Below are 21,134 nucleotides of genomic sequence, written 5' to 3' on the forward strand. Positions count from 1 at the left end.
CCCGCGGCAGGATGCTGGACAGATGGATACGGCGTATGCATACTCCGTACTCATGTCGATCAAACACGGCCTCCTGGCGCTGCTGGCGCCGGGGCCGAAGTACGGCTACCAGCTCAAGGCCGAGTTCGAGGCGGCGACCGGGTCGGCCTGGCCGCTGAACATCGGGCAGGTCTACTCCACCCTGCAGCGGCTGGAGAAGGGCGGTCAGATCGAGGCCGACGGCGTGCCGGACGACGACGGCCGCGTGGTCTACGCCCTCACCCCGGCGGGCCGCGCGGAGCTGACCGGCTGGTTCGGCTCGCCCATCGCGCAGGAGTCGCGGCCCCGTGACGAGCTCGCCATCAAGCTGGCGATGGCCGTCAGCACGCCCGGGATCGACGCCCGCGCGGTGGTCCAGGCCCAGCGCCACCAGGCGATGAGCTCGCTGCAGTCCCTCACCCGGCTCAAGGCCACCGTTCCCGACGAGGACCTGGCCCGGGTGATGGTGATCGACTCGCTCATCTTCGCCGTCGAGGCCGAGGTGAGCTGGCTCGACCGCTGCGAGTCCCGGCTCCGCAAGGCACGCCCCGTCCAGACCCCCGAGAAGGAGGCCGTCCAGTGACCGCCAACCCCGTTCTGGAACTTCGCAGCGCCGGCAAGGTGTACGGCGTCGGCGCGACGCTGGTGACCGCCCTGCACGGTGCCACCCTGAGCGTCGCCCCGGGCGAGCTGGTCGCCGTGCGGGGTGCCTCCGGCTCCGGCAAGAGCACGCTGCTCCACCTCGCCGGCGGACTGGACGCGCCCAGCAGCGGTGACGTTCTCGTCGAGGGCGAGTCCCTGTCCGCGCTGACGCGCAAGGAGCTGGCCCGGCTGCGCCGCCGCTCGATCGGCTACGTGTTCCAGGACCTCAACCTGGTGCCGTCGCTGACCGCGGCGGAGAACATCGCCCTGCCCCGCGAGCTCGACGGGATCCGCTCCGCCGCCGCGCGCACGGAGGCGCTCGCCGCGCTCGACGAGATCGGGCTGCGCGAGGTCGCCGACCGCTTCCCGGACGAGATGTCGGGCGGCCAGCAGCAGCGGGTCGCGATCGCGCGGGCGCTGGTCGGCCCGCGGCGCCTGGTGCTCGCCGACGAGCCCACCGGCGCCCTCGACAGCGAGACCGGCGAGGGCGTGCTTCGCATGCTGCGCGCCCGCTGCAACGCCGGTGCGGCGTGCCTGCTGGTGACGCACGAGCCGCGACACTCGGCCTGGGCCGACCGCGTCGTCTTCATCAGCGACGGCGCGATCGTCGACGAGACCACCGCCGCCGCTCCCGTCGCCGTCGACCTGGGGGCGCTGACATGAGCGTGTGGCGCCCCGCGCAGCGGATGGCCCGCCGGTCGATCCGCCGCAACCTGGCCCGCTCGGTCCTGATCGCGCTGCTCGTCGGGCTGCCGGTGGCGGTGGCCACGGTGGGCGACGTGCTCTACCGGTCGACCGAGTCGCCCGAGCGCGACGCCTACCTGGCCCTCGGCAGTGCGGACGCCAAGGTCGTGGTGACGGACCTGGCCGAGCTCCGGGACTTCCGGCTGACGGCCGAGTGGGAGGGCTTCTACTACCGGGAGGGTGCCGAGAAGCGCGACCCGGAGGCGGTCGACGTCGCCGGCCTGCTGCCCGGCGGCACCAGGATCGAGGAGGTCGACGAGGACGGGTCGGGGTCCGGACTCCTCCTCACGACGGAGGGCGGCTCGACCTACCAGGAGATGCCGCTGCAGTTCGCGACCATGCCGTCGCGGTTCCGGCCCGACGGGCTCCAGCTGCGCGAGGGCAGGTACCCCGAGGCCGGCGAGGTCGTCATCACGGCGTCGGCGGCCGAGCGCCTCGAGGTCGCGGCGGGCGACACCGTCACCGACGACCTCACCGGAACCCGCCTGCCCGTCAGCGGGATCGTCCGCGACGAGCAGTGCTGGCAGTGCGACGCCGCCTACGCCCAGCCGGGGCAGACGCTGCTCCCGACCGGCCCGGAGGCCGGGGGCTACGGCTGGGAGCCGAGCCGCCCGACGTACCTCGTCGACCTGCCGCCCGGCATCGACGCTCACGGCCTGGCCTTCGCCCTCGCCGAGCACGGCGTGGCGCTCTATCCGCGCGACACCTACCTGCACCCGGACCGGTACGCGGTCATGCAGAACCCGCCCCTCTCGGCCGACGAGCTGCGCGGTGCCGCGTTGACGACGTTGATCGTCGGGCTGGGCCTGCTCGAGGTGATCCTGCTCGCCGGCGCCGCCTTCGCGGTCGGAGCCCGCAAGCAGGTCCGGGACATGGGCCTGATCAGCGCGGGCGGTGCCTCGCCCCGCCAGCTGCGCGCGGTGCTCCTGCTCCAGGGCGCCACTCTCGGCGTCCTCGGCACGGCGGGCGGCCTCGTCACCGGTCTCGTCGTGGCCCGGCTGGGCTGGCCGCTGTGGGAGTGGCTCAACGGCTCGGTGCTGCCGGTCTACCGGCTCGGACCCGAGGTCCTCATCGCGGTGGTCGTCGGGGTGCTCTCGGGGGTGCTGGCGGCGCTCGTCCCGGCCGTCGGCGCGGCGCGCCAGCAGCCGTTGGACGCCCTGTCCGGCCGCTTCCGGATCTCCGGGGCGCGGTCGCGACGAGCCGGTCTCCTCGGCGTCGCGGGCATCGTCGCCGGCGCGCTGCTGGCGTTGGTCGGCAGCGCGCAGATGGCCGACGACTTCGACGCCTACACCGAGGCGCTGGCCCTGGCCAAGCAGACCGGGAGCTATCTGTCGGCGCCGAGCCCGACCGTCCCGATCGCGCTCGTGCTGCTGGGTGCCGTCCTCGCGGTCGCCGGGCTGGTCGTGGCGATGCCCGTGCTGATCGGGGCGCTCGGCCGGCTCGGCACCCGGCTGCCGCTGTCCGGCCGGATCGCCGTCCGTGACGCGGACCGGCACCGTCACCGCACCGGCCCGGCGGCGAGCGCGATCATGCTCGCCGTCGCCGGCTCCGTCGTCGCGGCCTTCGCGATCGCCGGCACCGCGCGGGCGGAGGAGGCGTCCTGGATCCCGGACCTGCCTCCCGGGATGATGCAGGTCCACCCGTCCTACGTCGTCGGTCCCGAGGAGCAGGCGGCGGCCACCGAGGAGGCGGCCCGACGGGCCGCCGAGGCGCTTCCCGACGGGCGGGTCGTGCCGGCCGCCGAGCTCGGCTACGCGACGTCCGCGGCCCGGCAGGAGCTGGGCGGTGCCCCCGTCGAGCAGCTCTGGTTCAACGCCGGCGTCGGCTGCCCGTCCAGCTGCGTCAGCGTCGGTGTCAGCGGGAGCGCGGCGATCGCCGACCCGGCGCTCACCCGAGCCCTCCTCGGCCGGGACCTCACCGCCGCGGAGACGGCCGCGTTGGCCGGCGGCGAGGTGCTCGCCCTCACGCCGGGCCTGATCGGCGGCGACGGCACGGTCACGGCCGACCTCGAGGGCCGGGCCCAGGACGGTGGCGACGGCGTCGTCCAGGAGGGCGACATCCCGTCGCTGACGCTGCCCGCCCGGGCCGTCGAGACGGAGACCACCTACGCCGCGATGCCGACGGTGCTGATGAGCGCCGAGACCGCCGAGCGGCACGGCCTGGTCGTGTCGTCGGCGACGAGGTACGTCGTCTACGACGCGGGGGCCACCCGCGCCGAGGTCCGCGCGGGGCTGCGGGCGGCGACGGCCGAGCGCCGGGCCGGAGCCTCCGTGGCCCACCCCTACCGATCGGAGAGCGGGCTCGCCCTCCTCGTCGTGGGCGGCGTGGCCGCGCTCGTCACGCTGATCGGCGTCGCGATCGCGGTCGCGCTCTCGGCGGCCGAGGGCCGTCGCGAGCTGGCGACCCTGTCCGCGGTGGGAGCCGATCCCGCCGTACGACGCCGGCTGGCCGGTGCGCAGGCCCTGGTGATCTCGGGAGCCGGCGCGCTGGTCGGCGTGGCGCTGGGGACCTTCGTGTCCTACGCCCTGCGGGCGACCTTCGGGGCACCGTCGTTCACGGTGCCGTGGGCGAACCTCGCCGGGGTGGCGCTCGGGACTCCCTTGCTGGCGGCGCTGGTCACGGCGGCGTGCACGCGGTCCCGGGTGCCGATGCTGGAGCGGCGGGCGTGACGCCCGGTTAATCGGGTCGCAGCCGGCGACCTCTTCGCGGACAATCGTCCCTCGTGGGTCATGTGGAGGTCTCCGGGGTCCGGTACGAGCTGCCCGACGGACGGGTGCTGCTCGACGATGTGTCGTTCCGGGTGGGCGAGGGGGCGAAGGTCGCGCTGGTCGGCGCCAACGGCGCCGGCAAGACCACCCTGTTCCGGATCATCACCGGCGACCTGCTCCCGCACGCCGGCGCGGTGACCCGCTCCGGCGGGCTCGGCGTGATGCGGCAGATGGTCGACCGCGGGGTGGCGACCGGCGACGCGGCGCCGACGGTCGCCGACCTCCTGCTGGGGCTCGCGCCCGAGCGGGTGCGCGCCGCCGCGGGCGAGGTCGACCGCCTCGAGCTCGCGCTGATGGACACCGACGACGAGGCGACCCAGCTCGCCTACGCCCACGCCCTCGCGGAGTACGCCGACGCCGGCGGCTACGACGTCGAGGTGGTCTGGGACGTGTGCACCGTCAAGGCGCTGGGCGTGGCCTACGATCGGGCGAAGTACCGCGAGCTGCGGACCCTGTCCGGCGGCGAGCAGAAGCGGCTGGTGCTGGAATACCTGCTCGCCGGGCCGGAGGAGGTGCTCCTGCTCGACGAGCCCGACAACTTCCTCGACGTGCCCGGCAAGATCTGGCTCGAGCGGCGCATCGCGGAGTCCGAGAAGACGATCCTGTTCATCAGCCACGACCGCGAGCTGCTCGCCAACGCCGCGACCCACGTGGTGACCGTCGAGCTCGGCGCCGGCGGCGGGGGGAACAGCACGTGGACGCACCCGGGCGGCTTCGCGTCCTACCACGAGGCCCGCAAGGACCGCTTCGCCCGCTTCGCCGAGCTGCGCCGCCGCTGGGACGAGGAGCACGCGAAGCTCAAGGCGCTGGTGCTGATGTACAAGCAGAAGGCTGCCTACAACGACGGCCTGGCCTCGCAGTACAAGGCCGCCCAGACCCGGCTGCGCAAGTTCGAGGAGGCGGGACCGCCGACCGAGCAGCCGCGCGAGCAGCAGGTCAGCATGCGGCTGTCCGGCGCCCGCACCGGCAAGCGCGCCGTCGTGTGCGAGGACCTCGAGCTGTCCGGTCTGATGAAGCCCTTCGACCTCGAGGTCTGGTACGGCGACCGGCTGGCCGTGCTCGGCTCCAACGGATCCGGCAAGTCCCACTTCCTGCGCCTGCTCGCGGCCGGCGGCAGCGATCCCGACGTCGAGCACCGTCCCGTGGGCGACGTACCGATCGCGCCCGTCGCCCACACCGGCCGGGCCCGGCTCGGGGCGCGGGTGCGGCCCGGATGGTTCGTGCAGACCCACGAGCACCCCGAGCTGGCCGGTCGGACGCTGTTGGAGATCCTGCACCGCGGCGACGGGACACCGTCGGGCCGGCAGGGCATGGGACGCGAGGCGGCGAGCCGGGTGCTCGACCGCTACGAGCTGGCGGGCAGCGCCGAGCAGTCGTTCGACTCGCTCTCGGGCGGCCAGCAGGCGCGCTTCCAGATCCTGCTGCTCGAGCTCTCCGGGGCGACCCTGCTGCTCCTCGACGAGCCCACCGACAACCTCGACGTGCAGTCGGCCGAGGCGCTGGAGGAGGGGCTCGAGGCGTTCGACGGGACCGTCGTCGCGGTGACCCACGACCGCTGGTTCGCCCGCGGCTTCGATCGGTTCTGCGTGTTCGGTGCCGACGGGACGGTCTACGAGTCCGACGGGCCGGTCTGGGACGAGGGAAGGGTGGCGCGGGCCCGATGAGCGAGCTGGAGCTGGTCCGGATCGGACCGGACGACGGTGCGGCCATCGCGGCGTGGGCCGACGTCGTGGCGACCTCGCTGCGCCACGAGCTCGGCGAGCATGCGACGCCGTGGGCGGCCGCGGAGCTCGCGGTCGTCGTCCGCGAGCCGGACACGCTGCGCCGCGACACCTTCCTCCTCGGTCTCCTCGGCGCAGAGCCGGTCGCCGCGGGCTGGCTGGCGATGCGGCTGCTGGACAACCTCGACGGCGCGCAGCTCGACGTCCACGTGCTGCCCCGACACCGTCGCCGCGGCTTCGGGGGGCGGCTCCTCGACCGCCTCGAGGAGCTGGCGGCGGCCGCCGGGCGGACCCGCCTCGACGCGCGGGCGCAGTGGCCCTACGACGGTCCGTCCGACGGCGCCGGCACGGCGGGGATCGGGTTCGCGGCGCGCCGCGGCTACGGCTTCGGGATCGGCGAGGTGCAGCGCGAGCTGCCGCTCCCCGCTCCCGACGGCCGGCTCGCCGCCCTGGCGGCCCAGACCGCACCGCATCACGCGTCGTACCGGATCGTGTCCTGGTCGGGGTCGGTCCCCGACGACCTCGTCGCCGGCTGGCTCGCCGTGTCGAGCACGCTGCTGACGGAGGCGCCGGCGGGGGAGGTGCAGCGCGAGGACGAGACCGCCGACGTCGCTGCCTTCCGCACCGCCGAGGTGCTGCAGGCGCGCCAGGGACGCACGCCGTGGCACTCGGTCGCGCTCGACGCGTCCGGGGAGGTCGTCGCCTACACCCAGCTGATGGTTCCCGAGCACGATCCCCGGTTCGTCCACCAGTGGGGCACCCTGGTGCGGCGCGATCACCGCGGGCATCGGCTCGGGCTGGCCCTGAAGGTCGCCAACCTCCGGGCGCTGCAGCGCGACCTCGACACCGCGGGCCGGCGGGTCGTGACGTGGAACGCCGAGGTCAACGGACCCATGATCGCCGTCAACGAGGCGATGGGCTTCGTGGCGACGGCGCGCTCGGCGGACCTGCAGCGGATCGTGACCGCGCCGGGTTAATCGCTTGGCTCCGGGCCGGCGGGATGCGACGGTGGAGGAAGCACCCGTTGCGAGGAAGGACACCCCATGGCTGCCGACGGCGCGAACGACGATCTCAAGGCCAAGATGCGCGAGGCCCTCGACCGCAAGAACCGCAAGGAACACGGGGTCCACGAGGACGGACCGATGAAGGAGAAGGCGCACGGCTCCGAGGTCGTCGGCGGAGCTCCGAAGATGCACCGGCGCAAGGCCGGGGGCGGCGGCTCCTGAGTCCGCGCACATGGTCGAGGGGGCGGTCTCCCGTCGGAGGCCGCCCCCTCGCGTTCGGGGTGGGTGGTGGGGCCGGTCAGCCGTCCGAGCCGAGTTCGAGCTCGGTGGTGCGCTCCTTGTCGCCGCGCAGGTAGGTCACCTTCACGGTGTCGCCCGGTCGGTAGGAGCGCACGGTCGCGATGAGCGCCTCCGATCCCTCGATCCGGCGGTCGTCGATGGCTGTGATGATGTCGTCCTGCTCGAGTCCGGCGTCGGCCGCGGCCGACCCCTCCTCGATGCCGGCGATCCGGGCGCCGCTGAGGGTCGTGTCGCTGGACCCCGCCGCGCCGGCCACGTCGGACACCTGGATGCCCAGTCGGGCATGGGTCGGCGTCTCTCCGGCCCGGAGCTGGTCGATGATCGGCAGCACCTCGTCGATCGGGATCGCGAAGCCGAGGCCGATCGAGCCCGACTCGGCGCCCTGACCCGAGGACGTCGAGCGGATCGAGGCGTTGATGCCCACCAGCTGACCGTCCATGTTGACCAGCGGGCCGCCGCTGTTGCCGGGGTTGATCGCGGCGTCGGTCTGGATGGCCGGATAGGCCGTCGCGTTGCCCTGGGCGTCGCGGGCGACCTCGACCGGGCGGTCGAGCGCGCTGACGATGCCGCTCGTGACGGTCGCGTCGAGGCCGAACGGCGACCCGATCGCGACGACCTGCTCGCCCACGTCGAGGTTGCTCGACTTGCCGATCGTGATCGGCTTCAGGTCGTCGACCCCGTCGACCTTGACCAGGGCGGTGTCGGTGAGCGGGTCGGTGCCGACCACGGTCGCCCGGACCTTCGTGCCGTCGTTGAACGACACGGTCACCTCGGCCTGGTCGGCGGGGATCTCGCCGCCGAGCGTGATGACGTGGTCGTTGGTCAGGATCAGGCCGTCGCCGTCGAGGACGACCCCTGATCCGCTGCCCGCGCCGCCGGCGCCCCGGACGTCGAGCGCCACCACGGACGGCAGGACCGCCGACGCCACCGACTCCACGCTCCCGGACACCGCGGGACGGTTGCCGTTGTCGACCACCGGCAGCGACGTCGTGCCGCTGGTGCCGCTGCTGCCGTCACCGGCCGCGGCGTCGTACAGCGCCGCCCCGCCGATCCCCGCCCCGCCCCCGACCAGCAGGGCCCCGGTGAGGACCGCCACCGCGAACCCGGACCGCCGCGGTCGCCGGGGCGGCGGCGACCACTCCGGGGACGCGGGCGGCGGGAAGGCCGGCGGGTGGGACGGAGGGAGGGACGACGCCGGCTGGGCCGGCGTGATCGGCGGCAGGGACTGGGTCATGCCTCCACTGTGCGAGTCGTCCCTGTGACCCGGCTGAGGACGGCGTGAGGAGTTCCTCTGAGAGCGCGACCCGCTCGGACCCGCTCGGACCCGCTCAGACCTGCCGGGCCTGCTCGTCCCAGTAGGGCCGGCGCAGCTCCCGCTTGAGGATCTTGCCGGTCGGGTTGCGGGGGAGCGCCTCGAGGATGTCGACGGACTTGGGCGCCTTGAAGTGCGCGAGCCGCTCGCGGGTCCACTCGATGAGCTCGACCTCGCTGGCGTCGGAGCCCTCCTTGAGCGCCACGACCGCCTTGACCGACTCCCCCCAGGTCGGGTCGGGGACGCCGATCACGGCGACCTCGAGCACGCCGGGGTGCTCGGAGAGGACCCGCTCGACCTCGGGGGAGTAGACGTTCTCGCCGCCGGTGATGATCATGTCCTTGAGCCGGTCGGAGACGAAGACGTAGCCCTCGGCGTCGACGTGGCCCATGTCGCCGGTGCGGAACCAGCCGTCGTCGGTGATCACCTCGGCGGTGGCCTCGGGCTTGTTCAGGAAGCCCTTCATCAGCTGCGGCGTCCGCAGCCAGATCTCGCCGTGCTCGCCGACCCCGACGTCGGACAGGGTCGCCGGGTCGACGATCCGGACCTCGCACTCCGGCAGCGGCTTGCCGGCCGAGAGCAGTCGTTCGGGGTGGCCGTCCGCCTCGGCGGTGCGGTGGTCCTCGGGCATCAGGTGGGTCGCCACGCCGGCGACCTCGGTGAGTCCGTAGACCTGGATGAAGTCGGTGTCGGGCCAGGCCTCCATCGCGGCGCGCAGCAGCGGTGGCGGCATCGGCGCGGCGCCGTAGGTGTAGGTCTTGAGCAGGCCGAACAGCTTGATCGCGTCCGGTCCCGCCTGCAGCACCTGTGCCAGCACGGCCGGCACGAGGAAGGTCCGGTTGGCGCCGGCCATGATCGCGCCGGCGAGGGACGCCGCGTCGGGCTCGCGGGTCATCACGCTGGGGATGCCGTCGTGGATGCCGAACAGGACGTAGGACGACCCGCCGACGTGGAACAGCGGCATGGCCACCATCGACTTGTCGCCGGGCTCGAACGCCCAGCCGTCGTGGGCGTTGATCGTGTGCCGGACCATGTTGCGGTGGGTGAGCATGACGCCCTTGGGCCGGCCGGTCGTGCCGGAGGAGTACATGACCAGGCACACGTCGTCCTCGAGGACGTCGGGGCCGTCGTCGCAGGGAGTGGCCCCGGCGAGGAACTGCTCGTACTCGTCGTCCGCTGCCCCCTCCGGGGTGACCTCGATGATCCGCTGCACGTTCGGCAGCCGGTCGCGGATCGCCTCGATGGTCGGCATCAGCTCACGGCCGACGAAGAGCACCTTGGCGCCGGAGTCGTTGACGGCGTAGTCGATCTCGTCGCCGGCCGAGCGCCAGTTGATGATCGCGTTGGCGGCGCCGATCGAGCCCGCGGCGAGGCTGATCTCCACGCAGGCCGGGTGGTTCTTGTCGAGGAAGGACACGACGTCGCCGCGGGCGATGCCGAGGTCGCGCAGACCGCCGGCGGCACGGTGGACCCGGTCGTGCCACTCCTTCCACGTCCACGTGCGGCCGAGGTAGGTCATCGCCTCGGCGTCGGGGGTGGCCTCCGCCCAGTAGTTGAGCCGGTCCTCGACGTACGTCGGCTCGGGCGGCGTGGCCGGCGGCCACGCGCGGGCAGCAGCAGGGGCAGGGGACTCGGACTCCGTCGTCGCGCTCACGCGTGAGATTGTGGCTCAGATCACAAAACGGCACAACGGACCGCGCATCGGCCGGCCACCCTCCGTTCACCTGCACCGACCAGGATCGAGAGGTGAATCCCCTGCTCCGCGGTGCCGAGGCGCCGGCGCCGCGCACGCTCGTCGACGTGTTCCGTCGCACGGCCGCGGACCACCCGGACGCGATGGCGCTCGACAGCGGCAACGACACGGTGACCTACGCCGAGTTCGCCGAGGCGGCCGAGGCGGTCGCCGTCGACCTCGCAGCGCTGGGCGTCGGGCCGGGGGACAGGGTCGGGGTGCGCCTGCCGTCGGGGACCACCGACCTGTACGTCGCGATCATGGGCATCCTGTTCGCCGGCGCGGCCTACGTCCCGGTCGACGCCGACGACCCGGAGGAGCGCGCCCGGCTGGTCTTCGGGACGGCGGACGTCGCCGCGGTCGTCGGCGCGGGCCTGGTCATCGAGACCCGCCGCGACGGGGCGCCGCGAGCGCGCCGCGACCCCGGTCTCGGCGACGACGCGTGGGTGATCTTCACGTCCGGCTCGACCGGGACCCCCAAGGGGGTCGCGGTCACGCACCGCAACGCGGCGGCGTTCGTCGATGCCGAGGCGGGGATGTTCCTGCAGGACGTGCCGCTCGGCCCGGACGACCGGGTGATGGCGGGCCTCAGTGTCGCCTTCGACGCGAGCTGCGAGGAGATGTGGCTGGCCTGGCGGTACGGCGCCTGCCTGGTCCCGGCGCCCCGCGCGCTCGTGCGCAGCGGGGTGGACGTCGGCCCCTGGCTCACCGCCAACGCCATCACCGTGGTCTCCACGGTCCCGACCCTGGCCAGCCTGTGGCCCGACGACGCGCTGGAGCGGGTCCGGCTGCTCATCCTCGGCGGCGAGGCGCTGCCGCCGGAGCTCGCCGTCCGGCTGGTCCGCCCGGGGCGCGAGGTCTGGAACACCTACGGGCCCACCGAGGCCACCGTCGTCGCGTGCGGCGCCCTCGTCGACGCCGACGGGCCGGTCCGGATCGGCCTGCCGCTGGCCGGGTGGGACCTGGTCGTCGTGGACCCCGCCACGGGGGAGCCGGTCGCCGAGGGGGAGCGGGGCGAGCTGATCATCGGCGGCGTCGGCCTGGCCCGCTACCTCGACCCGGCCAAGGACGCCGAGAAGTACGCACCCATGCCGACCCTGGGCTGGGACCGCGCCTACCGCAGCGGCGACATCGTCGTCAACGACCCCGCCGGCCTGCTCTTCGCCGGCCGCGCCGACGACCAGGTCAAGGTCGGCGGCCGCCGGATCGAGCTCGGCGAGATCGACTCCGCGCTGCTCGCGCTGCCGGGCGTGAGCGCCGCCGCCGCGGCGGTGCGACGCACGAGCACGGGCAACCAGCTCCTGGTCGGCTACGTCACCGCCACCGCCGAGTACGACCCCGCCGCCGCGACCGCGCATTTGCGGGCCACCATGCCGGCCGCCCTGGTTCCCCGGCTCGCCGTCGTCGACGACATTCCGACCCGGACCTCCGGCAAGGTCGACCGCGACGCGCTTCCGTGGCCGCTGGCCGCCGCCGACCCTGCCGACGCGGGCCTGCACGGCACCGCGGCGCGGATCGCCGAGGTCTGGCGGCAGGTGATCGGAGCGGCGCCGGACGGCCCGGAGTCCGACTTCTTCGACCTGGGCGGCGGCAGCCTGACCGCCGCCCAGGTGGTCACCCTGCTGCGTGCCGACCACCCCGAGCTGACCGTCGCCGACCTCTACGAGCACCCGACCGTCGCCGCCCTGACCGGCCTCCTCGACTCGTTGGAGCCGACCGCCCTGGCCGAGCACAGCCGCCGGGTGAAGCCGATCCCGCGCAAGACCCAGCTCGGCCAGGTCCTCGCCGTCCCCCTGCTGCGGGCGCTGGCGGCGCCGCGCTGGATCGCGGCGATCCTGACCGCGGCGCGGCTCGGGCACGACCTGCTCGACGTCGCCTGGCTGCCGGCCGTCCCGTGGTGGGTGCTGGTGCCGCTGCTCGCCGTCTTCGTGAGCCCGCCCGGGCGCATGCTCGTCGCCGCCACGCTGGTCCGGGCCGTGCTCGGGGGCGTCCGGCCCGGCTCCCACCCGCGCGGCGGCAAGGTGCACCTGCGCATCTGGACGGCCGAGCGGATCGCCGACGAGCTGGGCGCGACCCGGTTGGCCGGCGCGCCCTACATCGCCTGGTACGCCCGCCTGCTCGGCGCCAAGGTCGCCCGGGGCGCCGACCTGCACTCGCTGCCCCCGGTCACCGGTCAGCTGACCGTGGGCAAGGGGGCATCGATCGAGCCCGAGGTGGACCTGACCGGCTACTGGATCGATGGCGACACCCTCCACATCGGCGGGATCCGGGTCGGCCGCCGGGCCCGCGTCGGCACCCGGTCGATGCTCTGCCCCGGCGCGGTGGTGGGCGACGACGCCGAGGTCGCGCCGGGCTCGGCCGTCTTCGACACGGTCCCCGTCGGCGAGTTCTGGTCCGGCGCTCCCGCGGTGCGGATGAGCGCCGCGGCCCGCGGTCCCTGGGCGGAGCGACCGCCGGCCTCGCGCCGCTCGCTGCGCCGCTGGGCCCTGGCGTACGCCGCCGCGGCCGGCCTCCTGTCCTGCCTGCCCGCGATCACGGTGCTGGTCGTGGTGGTGCCGGTGCTGCTGCTGGCCGACGTCGCCGCCACCACGGGCGCCGCTGACGCCGCCGCGGCCCTCGCGCCGTGGCTGGTGCCGGGCGTCCTGGCGGGCTTCGTCGTGCTGGCGGGTCTGGTCCTCGGCGCCGTCCGGCTCCTCGCGCGCGGCGTGACGGCCGGCGCCCACCCGCTGCAGAGCGGCCCGGCGCTGTGCGTGTGGGCGACGATCCGCGTGCTCGACGAGGCGCGGACCTGGCTGTTCCCGCTCTACAGCTCGCAGCTGACGCCCGGGTGGCTGCGCCTGCTCGGGGCGCGGGTCGGCAAGGACGTCGAGGCCTCCACGGCGCTGATGATCCCCTCGCTGGTGAGCGTGAGCGACCAGGCCTTCCTGGCCGACGACACCCTGATCGGCGGCTACGAGCTCGGCGGCGGCTGGCTGCGTGCCGAACGGGTCAAGGTCGGCAAGCGCGCGTTCGTCGGCAACTCCGCGATGGCCGCGCCGGGCCGCAAGGTGCCGAAGCGCTCGCTCGTCGCGGTCCTCTCCGCGGCCCCGGCCCGCGGCACGGTCAAGGCCGGCGGCTCGTGGCTCGGCAGTCCGCCGGCTCCGCTGCGGCGCGCGGCCCAGGGCTCGGCCGACGAGCGGACCTACGCCCCACCGACCCGGCTCAAGGTCGCCCGCGCCTGCTGGGAGGTGGCCCGGCTGCTCCCGCTCACGCTGGCGGCCGGTCTCCACCTCGCGGTCGTGCTGGGCACCCTCGCCGTGTGGGAGCGGCACGGCACCCCGGCCGGCGTGCTCGCCGTACCCGTCCTGCTGTGGCTGGCCGGCCTGCTCGCCGCCCTCGTCGCCGTGCTCGCGAAGTGGCTGCTGGTGGGCCGGGTCCGCGCCGGCTCCCACCCGCTGTGGAGCTCCTTCGTGTGGCGCAACGAGCTCGCCGACACCTTCGTCGAGGTGGTCGCGGCGCCGTGGTTCGCGGGCCTCGCGACCGGCTCGCCGCTCATCGCGGTCTGGTTCCGCGCGATGGGCGCGACGGTCGGCCGCGGCGTGTGGTGCGAGTCGTACTGGCTGCCGGAGCCCGACCTCGTCGAGCTCGGCGACGGCGCCACCGTCAACCAGGGCAGCGTCGTGCAGACCCACCTCTTCCACGACCGCCTGCTCGCGACCGACACCGTGCGCCTGCACCGGGGCGCCACCGTCGGCCCGAACTCGGTGGTGCTGCCGGCCGCGTCGTTGGGCCGGCACGCTACGGTCGGCCCGGTGTCGTTGGTGATGAGGGGGGAGTCCGTGCCGGACAAGACGCGTTGGATCGGCAATCCCGTCGGTCCGTGGGCCGACTGAGGTCCGCCCGTGCCGCAGCTGCCCACCGCCGACCCGTACCTGCCCGGCCACGGCGACCCGTCGTACGCCGTGCTCCACTACGATCTCGACCTCGGCTACGTCCCCGACGGCAACCGGCTCACCGGGACCGCGGTCCTCGACCTCCTCGTCCGCGAGCCGACGTCGCGCCTGGTGCTCGACCTCGCCCACCTGCGCGCCACCAAGATGCGCCTCGACGGAGCGGGCATCAGGAAGTGGTCGGCCCGTGACCACCGGCTGGTGCTCCAGCTCGACCGCGACGTCGCCGCGGGGGCCGAGCTGCAGCTGACCGTCGTCTACGGCGGCTCCCCGAGGCCGCTCGTCGACCGGCGCCACGGCGACGCCGGGTGGGAGGAGCTCGAGGACGGCGTCATCGTCGCCGCCCAGCCGCACGGCGCTCCCACCTGGTTCCCCTGCAACGACCGGCCCGACGACAAGGCGACCTACCGGGTCACCGTGACCGCGCCCGCCGGCTACACCGCCGTCGCCAACGGCGACCTCGTCGCCCACCACCGCCGGGCGAGCGTGGAGAGCCGGACCTGGGTGATGGACCGGCCGATGGCGACCTACCTCGCCACCGTCCAGATCGGCCGCTACACCACCACCGAGCACGACCCCCGCACCCGCACCATCGGGCCGCCGGACCTCGACCTGGCCGGCTCCTTCGACCAGCAGCCCGCGATGCTCGCGTTCTTCGAGCGGATCTTCGGGCCGTACCCCTTCGACGCCTACGCGGCCGTCGTCACCGACGACGACCTCGAGATCCCGCTCGAGAGCCAGAGCCTGTCGACCTTCGGCCGCAACTTCTGCTCGACCGACTGGTCGCGGGTGCGGCTGATCGCCCACGAGCTCGCGCACCAGTGGTACGGCAACGCCGTGACGCTGCGCCACTGGAGGGACATCTGGCTGCACGAGGGCTTCGCCTGCTACGCCGAGTGGCTGTGGTCGGAGGAGAGCGGCGGTCCGCGCAGCTGCGACGCGTGGGCGCGCCACCACCACGAGCGGCTCGCCGGCCTCGACCAGGACCTGCTCCTCGCCGACCCCGGCCCCGAGCTGATGTTCGACGACCGCGTCTACAAGCGCGGCGCGCTGGCGCTGCACGCGCTGCGGATCTGCGTCGGCGACGAGGCGTTCTTCGACGTGCTGCGCGGCTGGGCGGCCTCGCGTGCGGGGGAGTCGGTCACCACCGAGGACTTCCTCGCGTTCGCCTCGGAGCGCACCGGCGTCGACGTCGCCGCGTTGCTGCGGCCGTGGCTGTACGACGCCGCGCTGCCGGCCCTTCCGCGGGGCTGACGCGACCGGTTGCGCCATCGAGGCGCCGGTCGACGTCGACGCCCTGCTCGCCTGAGCAGGCTGAGCGGCGACTCAGCGGGGGAGCAGCCCGAGGGTCGTCAGCTCGGCGCGCAGCGCCGGGGCGTCGGTGAACACGAGGCCCGTCATCCCGACCGCTCGGGCCGCCTCGACGTTGCCCGCCTTGTCGTCGACGAACACCAGCTGCTCGGGCGCCAGGCCGGAGCGCTCGGCGGCGAGGCGGAAGATGCGCGGGTCGGGCTTCGCGATCCGCTCCGTGCCGGACACGACGACGTGGTCGAGCAGGTCGAGGAGGTCGAAGCGTCCGGCCGCGTGGTCGTGGTAGAGCTCGTGGGACCAGTTGGTCAGGCCGCACTGGGGCACGCCCGCGGCGTGCAGGTCGCGCACGACCGCCACCGACGCGGGGAGCTCGCTGAGCGCGGCGGCGAAGTGCCGGTGGTAGGCGTGACCGTGCGCCGACCACTGGGGATGGAGGCGATCGAGCTCGGCCAGCGCGTCCGCCCAGGGACGCCCGGCGTCGCAGGCGTGGTTCCAGGCGCCGAAGTCGAACTCGGCCAGGAACCGGTGGGCCTCGGCCTCGCCGACGCCCGCGGCGACCGCGACGACGGGCTGCCAGTCGATGAGGACGTTGCCGAGATCCCACACGACCCCTGCCACAGCCGGGGCAGGGGTCGTGTCGGAGGCAGCAGGAGACGGGGGCAAGCTCAGGCCCAGCGCTCCTCGGCGGGCACGAACGTCAGGCCGCGGTCGCCGGTGTAGATCTGCTTGGGACGGGCGATCTTCTGCTCCTTGTCGCCGGTCAGCTCCAGCCACTGCGCGAGCCAGCCGGGGGTGCGGCCGATCGCGAACAGGACCGTGAACATCTCGGGCGGGAACTCCAGCGCCTCGTAGATCAGGCCGGAGTAGAAGTCGACGTTGGGGTAGAGGCGCCGCTTGACGAAGTACTCGTCCTCCAGCGCGATCTTCTCCAGCTCGATGGCGACCTCGAGCAGCGGGTTGACGCCGGTGACCTCGAAGACGTCGTCGGTGGCCTTCTTGATGATCTTGGCGCGGGGGTCGTAGTTCTTGTAGACCCGGTGGCCGAAGCCCATCAGGCGCTCGTCGCCGTTCTTCACGCCCTCGATGAAGGCGGGGATGTTCTCCTTGGTGCCGATCCGGCGCAGCATCCGCAGCACCGCCTCGTTGGCACCACCGTGGAGGGGGCCGAAGAGGGCGCCGATGCCGGCGGCGACCGCGGAGTAGGGGTCCACCTGCGAGGAGCCCACCGAGCGGACGGCGTTGGTCGAGCAGTTCTGCTCGTGGTCGGCGTGCAGGATGAACAGCACGTCGAGGGCCTTCGCGATCCGCGGGTCGGCGGCGTACTTCGACTCGCTCATCTTGAAGAGCATCGAGAGGAAGTTCTCGGCGTAGGACAGCTCGTTGTCGGGGTAGACGTAGGGCTTGCCCTGCGCGTGCCGGAAGGCCCAGGCGCCGAGCGTCGGCATCTTGGCGATCATCCGGACGATCTGGATGTGGCGGTTCTCGGGGTCGTCGATGCGGCTCGACTCCGGGTAGAACGTCGACAGGGCCCCCACCGACGCCATCAGCATCCCCATCGGGTGCGCGTCGTAGCGGAAGCCCTGCATGAAGCCCTTGACGTTCTCGTGCACGAAGGTGTGGAACGTGATGTCGTGCACCCACTGCTCGTACTGCTCCTTGGTGGGCAGTTCGCCGTGGATGAGGAGGTAGGCGACCTCGAGGAAGTTCGACTTCTCCGCGAGCTGCTCGATGGGGTACCCGCGATACTCGAGGATGCCCTTGTCGCCGTCGATGTAGGTGATGGCACTACGGCACGAGGCGGTGTTGACGAACCCGGGGTCGTAAGTGGCCAGGCCCGGCTCGTCGTCGTTGAGCTTGATCTGCCCGAGGTCCGCGGCCTTGATGGTGCCGTCGACGATCGGGATCTCGTACTCCGCGCCGGTGCGGTTGTCGCGTACGGTGAGAGAGTCAGTCACGCAGCCAACCTAGTCGGCCACGTCACAGAGTCGGTAGCCGGTGTCCCGAACCGTGACCCCGGGCCGGCGGCCGCCCCCGCGTGAGCAGCCACCCGGCGAGCAGTGCGAGCGGGAACATCAGCACGCCGTACACCGCCGCGGGCACCGCCAGCGTGTCGTTGTCGAGCACGCTCAGCGCGATCGCGATGGCCAGGGTGCTGTTGTGGATCCCGACCTCGAACGCCGAGGCGAGGGCCTGCCGCTCCTCCACGCCGCACGCGCGGGGGAGCAGGTAGCCCAGGCTCAGGCTGAGGGCACAGAACAGGGTCGTGGCGATCCCGATGTCGGCGATGTAGTCGGCGAGGTTCTCGCGCTCGCCGAGCAGCGCCCCCACGATCACCAGGGCCAGGACCACCGCCGAGGCGACCCGCACGGGCCGGTCGGCGCGGGCGGCGAAGCCGGGCGACGAGCGCCGCACGAGCATGCCCAGCGCCACCGGGACCAGCACGATGGCGAAGACCTGGGCGGTCTTGCCGAGCTGCAGGCCGATGTCGTCGGCGCCGGGCGGGTCGAACCAGCCGACGGCGAGGTTGACCACCAGGGGCAGGCTCACCACGGCGATCAGGGAGTTCACCGCCGTCAGTGTGATGTTGAGGGCGACGTCGCCGCGGAACAGGTGGCTGAACAGGTTCGCCGTCGTACCGCCCGGCGAGGCCGCCAGCAGCATCATCCCGACGGCGAGGATCGGCTCGAGGTCGAGCGCGAGGACCAGCCCGAAGCAGACGAGCGGCAGCACGAGCAGCTGGGCGACCAGCGCGATCGCCACCGGCAGCGGCGTGCGGCCGATGCGGCGGAAGTCGTCGGTCGTCAGCGCCAGGCCGAGACCGAACATGATGATCGCCAGCGCGGCGGGCAGGCCCACCGACACGAGTCCTGAGTCCATGGGCGGGCTCCTCCGCATTTTGACCGTGGTAGGGCGCGCCCGTAGTGTTGCAGGTCGCGTCTTCTGCCGCTTCGCGCCACGACCACGGTCGCGGCCGCGGGGCAGACCCGGATCGCCCTCGGATCGTCGTGAGACGAGCGTGTGTGGGCCGGGCTGAGTTCGTCAGGAGTACGTCGCCCGAGCGGATCGATCCCTGGCCGCGCGGGCAACCCGGGCGGCGACCGTCGTACGGGCAACGAACTAGCAAGGAAGGGTACGCATCATGCGCACCTACGCTCCGAAGCCCGGCGACATCGAGCGCGCCTGGCTCGTGATCGACGCGACCGACGTCGTCCTCGGTCGGCTGGCTGTCACCACCGCCAACCTGCTGCGCGGCAAGCACAAGCCGATCTTCGCGCCCAACACCGACACCGGTGACTACGTCATCATCGTCAACGCCGACAAGATCGCCCTGTCCGGCAACAAGCGTGCCGACAAGATGGTCTACCGCCACTCGGGCTTCCCGGGTGGTCTGACCGCGACCCCGATCGGTGACGTCATCGACAAGGACGCCCGCAAGGCCGTCGAGAAGGCCGTGTGGGGCATGCTGCCGAAGAACCGCCTCGGCCGGCAGATGATCAAGAAGCTGAAGGTCTACAACGGCCCGGCTCACCCGCACCAGGCCCAGAAGGCCGTCCCCTACGAGATCTCCCAGATCTCCCAGTGACTTCTCGACAGAGCTGACCAGGACTGAGGACTTAGAAAAGTGACCGAGAACGTGAACGAGGTCGAGGAGACCTTCGAGACCGACGAGCAGGGTGTCGCCTACACCAGCGAGACCTCTCCGTCGGCCGCCGTCGACAACCGCCCGGTGACCGTTGCCCCCGGCGCCGCCACCGGCCGCCGCAAGGAGGCCGTGGCCCGGGTGCGCATCGTCCCCGGCACCGGCAATTGGACCATCAACGGCCGGACCATCGAGGACTACTTCCCCAACAAGCTGCACCAGCAGGTCGTCAACGAGCCGTTCGCGGCTCTCGGCCTCGAGGGTCGCTTCGACGTGATCGCCCGCATCCACGGCGGCGGCATCACCGGCCAGGCCGGCGCGCTGCGCCTCGGTGTGGCCCGCTCCCTCAACGGCGTCGACGTCGAGGCCTACCGCCCGACCCTGAAGAAGGCCGGTCTGCTGACCCGCGACGCCCGCGCGACCGAGCGTAAGAAGGCCGGTCTCAAGAAGGCCCGCAAGGCTCCGCAGTACTCGAAGCGCTGATGCGTTCGGGCGGCCGGTGGGCTCGCGGCAACGCCGTGAGTTTCACCGGCCGGCCGGTGAAACTCACGCCGGGACGAGGAAGCTTCCTCGTCCAGGCGTGAGTTTTGTCGTCCCACCCCCTGAACGCCCGCGACCGCCCGCGACTGCAAGGAGCATGACGTGACGCGCATCTTCGGGACCGACGGGGTCCGCGGCCTCGCCAACGACAAGCTGACCGCCGAGCTCGCGGTCGACCTCGGCAGCGCCGCCGCCCGGGTCCTCGTGGCGCACGGCGGCTACAGCCGCCCGCGACCGCTGGCCGTCGTCGGCCGGGACACCCGGATCTCCGGTCAGTTCCTCGAGCACGCCGTCGTCGCCGGCCTCGCCTCCGCCGGGGTCGACGTCCTGCGGCTGCGGGTGCTGCCGACCCCCGGCGTCGCCTACTTCACCGACGCCCTCGGCGCCGACGTGGGCGTCGTGATCAGCGCCTCCCACAACCCGATGCCCGACAACGGCATCAAGTTCCTCGCCCGCGGCGGGGTGAAGCTCGACGACTCCCTCGAGCGCGAGATCGAGGCGCTGCTCGGGCAGGACTGGGACCGGCCCACCGGCGCCGAGGTCGGCCGCGTGACGCCGTACGGGCCCACCGTCAAGGAGTACGTCGACCACCTGGTCCGCACCCTCGACGCGCCCGCCGGCAAGCCTCTCGCCGGGCTCAAGCTCGTCTTGGACTGCGCGCACGGCGCGGCCAGCGAGGTCGGTCCGCGGGCGCTCAGCGCCGCGGGCGCCGAGGTGGTCACCATCGGCGCCTCGCCCGACGGGGTCAACATCAACGAGGGCTGCGGCTCCACCCACCTCGACCCGCTCCGGGCGGCGGTCGTGCAGCACGGCGCCGACGCCGGGTTCGCGGTCGACGGCGACGCCGACCGGTGCCTGGCCGTCGACCACACCGGCGAGGTCGTCGACGGCGATCAGATCATGGCGATCCTGACCCTCGCGCTCCGGGAGGCCGGCGGTCTCGTGGGCAACACCCTCGTCGCCACGGTGATGAGCAACCTCGGTCTGCTCCAGGCCATGGACGCCGCCGGGGTCGAGGTCGTCCAGACCGCGGTCGGCGACCGCTACGTCCTCGACGAGATGCGCCGGGGCGGCTACAGCCTCGGTGGGGAGCAGTCCGGTCACGTGATCATGCGCGAGCACGCCACGACCGGCGACGGCATCCTCACCGCCCTCCACGTCGCACGCCGGATGGCGACCTCCGGCCGGTCCCTGCGCGACCTCGCCGGCGTGATGACGCGGCTCCCGCAGGTCCTCGTCAACGTCGCCGGCGTCGACCGCTCCCGCACCGACGACCCCGCGCTCCTCGAGGCGGTCGCGGGCGCCGAGGCCGAGCTCGGCTCCACCGGGCGGGTGCTGCTGCGCCCCTCCGGCACCGAGCCCCTGGTCCGCGTCATGGTCGAGGCGCCGACCGCCGCGCAGGCCGAGGCCGTCGCGGAGCGGCTCGCGGACGTCGTACGCGAGCGGTTGGCGCGGTAGCGGCCTACTAGAGTC

The 21,134-nt window shown here is 73.3% G+C and carries 16 protein-coding genes; 11 read left to right on the forward strand and 5 right to left on the reverse strand.

The features are described 5' to 3' along the window. Positions 1-52: 52 nt before the first annotated feature. The 6 genes from ACPZVR_RS21380 (at position 53) to ACPZVR_RS21405 (ending at position 7,119) form a co-directional block, all read left to right on the forward strand. Positions 53-601 carry a PadR family transcriptional regulator gene (locus ACPZVR_RS21380; RefSeq protein ID WP_436701707.1) on the forward strand — a complete coding sequence of 183 codons (549 nt, stop codon included), beginning with the start codon at positions 53-55 and terminating at the stop codon, positions 599-601. Next, positions 598-1,323 carry an ABC transporter ATP-binding protein gene (locus ACPZVR_RS21385; RefSeq protein ID WP_436701708.1) on the forward strand — a complete coding sequence of 242 codons (726 nt, stop codon included), beginning with the start codon at positions 598-600 and terminating at the stop codon, positions 1,321-1,323. The genes ACPZVR_RS21380 and ACPZVR_RS21385 overlap by 4 nt, the downstream gene beginning before the upstream one ends. Next, positions 1,320-4,073, forward strand: a complete 2,754-nt coding sequence (locus tag ACPZVR_RS21390) for an FtsX-like permease family protein (protein ID WP_436701709.1) — start codon at positions 1,320-1,322, stop codon at positions 4,071-4,073. The genes ACPZVR_RS21385 and ACPZVR_RS21390 overlap by 4 nt, the downstream gene beginning before the upstream one ends. 53 nt (positions 4,074-4,126) lie before the next feature. Continuing rightward, entirely contained in the window at positions 4,127-5,836 is a 1,710-nt protein-coding gene (locus ACPZVR_RS21395) for an ABC-F family ATP-binding cassette domain-containing protein (protein WP_436701710.1), read from the forward strand. Further along, on the forward strand, positions 5,833-6,870 hold the full coding sequence (locus ACPZVR_RS21400; protein WP_436701711.1) for a GNAT family N-acetyltransferase: 1,038 nt from the start codon (positions 5,833-5,835) through the stop codon (positions 6,868-6,870). Before ACPZVR_RS21395 ends, ACPZVR_RS21400 begins: the two co-directional genes overlap by 4 nt. Positions 6,871-6,936: 66 nt before the next feature. Next, positions 6,937-7,119, forward strand: coding sequence for a DUF5302 domain-containing protein (locus tag ACPZVR_RS21405; RefSeq protein ID WP_436701712.1), 183 nt, complete (start codon positions 6,937-6,939; stop codon positions 7,117-7,119). Positions 7,120-7,195: 76 nt separating this feature from the next. Here ACPZVR_RS21405 and ACPZVR_RS21410 read toward each other — a convergent pair whose 3' ends face one another. Then, entirely contained in the window at positions 7,196-8,431 is a 1,236-nt protein-coding gene (locus ACPZVR_RS21410; RefSeq protein WP_436701713.1) for a S1C family serine protease, read from the reverse strand. A gap of 94 nt (positions 8,432-8,525) precedes the next feature. After that, positions 8,526-10,163 carry a long-chain-fatty-acid--CoA ligase gene (locus tag ACPZVR_RS21415; RefSeq protein WP_436701714.1) on the reverse strand — a complete coding sequence of 546 codons (1,638 nt, stop codon included), beginning with the start codon at positions 10,161-10,163 and terminating at the stop codon, positions 8,526-8,528. Between the two features lie 92 nt (positions 10,164-10,255). Between ACPZVR_RS21415 and ACPZVR_RS21420 the strand changes: the two genes are divergently transcribed. Continuing rightward, positions 10,256-14,113 (forward strand): Pls/PosA family non-ribosomal peptide synthetase, encoded by a 3,858-nt coding sequence (locus ACPZVR_RS21420; protein WP_436701715.1) that lies wholly within the window; start codon positions 10,256-10,258, stop codon positions 14,111-14,113. Between the two features lie 9 nt (positions 14,114-14,122). After that, complete coding sequence (locus ACPZVR_RS21425) at positions 14,123-15,424, forward strand: M1 family metallopeptidase (protein ID WP_436701716.1); 1,302 nt, start codon at positions 14,123-14,125, stop codon at positions 15,422-15,424. Positions 15,425-15,496: 72 nt separating this feature from the next. Here the strand turns inward: ACPZVR_RS21425 and ACPZVR_RS21430 are convergent, their stop codons facing one another. The 3 genes from ACPZVR_RS21430 to ACPZVR_RS21440 are packed head-to-tail and all read right to left on the reverse strand — an operon-like array spanning position 15,497 to position 18,358. Further along, a complete protein-coding gene (locus tag ACPZVR_RS21430; protein WP_436701717.1) occupies positions 15,497-16,099 on the reverse strand; it encodes an HAD family hydrolase in 603 nt (200 codons plus the stop codon). Between the two features lie 47 nt (positions 16,100-16,146). Beyond that, a complete protein-coding gene (locus tag ACPZVR_RS21435) occupies positions 16,147-17,436 on the reverse strand; it encodes a citrate synthase (protein ID WP_436701718.1) in 1,290 nt (429 codons plus the stop codon). A gap of 22 nt (positions 17,437-17,458) precedes the next feature. Beyond that, positions 17,459-18,358 (reverse strand): bile acid:sodium symporter family protein, encoded by a 900-nt coding sequence (locus ACPZVR_RS21440; protein ID WP_436701719.1) that lies wholly within the window; start codon positions 18,356-18,358, stop codon positions 17,459-17,461. Between the two features lie 262 nt (positions 18,359-18,620). Between ACPZVR_RS21440 and rplM the strand changes: the two genes are divergently transcribed. From rplM to glmM, 3 genes are all read left to right on the forward strand, one after another. After that, entirely contained in the window at positions 18,621-19,064 is a 444-nt protein-coding gene (gene rplM / locus ACPZVR_RS21445; protein WP_436701720.1) for a 50S ribosomal protein L13, read from the forward strand. A 39-nt stretch (positions 19,065-19,103) separates the two neighbouring features. Then, positions 19,104-19,604 (forward strand): 30S ribosomal protein S9, encoded by a 501-nt coding sequence (gene rpsI / locus ACPZVR_RS21450; RefSeq protein ID WP_436701721.1) that lies wholly within the window; start codon positions 19,104-19,106, stop codon positions 19,602-19,604. Positions 19,605-19,763: 159 nt separating this feature from the next. Continuing rightward, positions 19,764-21,119 (forward strand): phosphoglucosamine mutase, encoded by a 1,356-nt coding sequence (gene glmM, locus ACPZVR_RS21455; protein ID WP_436701722.1) that lies wholly within the window; start codon positions 19,764-19,766, stop codon positions 21,117-21,119. Positions 21,120-21,134: the final 15 nt, after the last annotated feature.

Source organism: Nocardioides segetis (assembly GCF_051390595.1).
Classification (GTDB): domain Bacteria; phylum Actinomycetota; class Actinomycetes; order Propionibacteriales; family Nocardioidaceae; genus Nocardioides.

Excerpts from the sequence above, each read along its gene's own strand:
- ACPZVR_RS21380 (WP_436701707.1), top strand. The coding sequence starts at position 53 with ATGTCGATCAAACACGGCCTCCTGGCGCTGCTGGCGCCGGGGCCGAAG.
- ACPZVR_RS21390 (WP_436701709.1), top strand. The coding sequence starts at position 1,320 with ATGAGCGTGTGGCGCCCCGCGCAGCGGATGGCCCGCCGGTCGATCCGC.
- ACPZVR_RS21400 (WP_436701711.1), top strand. The coding sequence starts at position 5,833 with ATGAGCGAGCTGGAGCTGGTCCGGATCGGACCGGACGACGGTGCGGCC.
- ACPZVR_RS21405 (WP_436701712.1), top strand. The coding sequence starts at position 6,937 with ATGGCTGCCGACGGCGCGAACGACGATCTCAAGGCCAAGATGCGCGAG.
- ACPZVR_RS21410 (WP_436701713.1), bottom strand. The coding sequence starts at position 8,431 with ATGACCCAGTCCCTGCCGCCGATCACGCCGGCCCAGCCGGCGTCGTCC.
- ACPZVR_RS21440 (WP_436701719.1), bottom strand. The coding sequence starts at position 18,358 with ATGGACTCAGGACTCGTGTCGGTGGGCCTGCCCGCCGCGCTGGCGATC.
- rplM (WP_436701720.1), top strand. The coding sequence starts at position 18,621 with ATGCGCACCTACGCTCCGAAGCCCGGCGACATCGAGCGCGCCTGGCTC.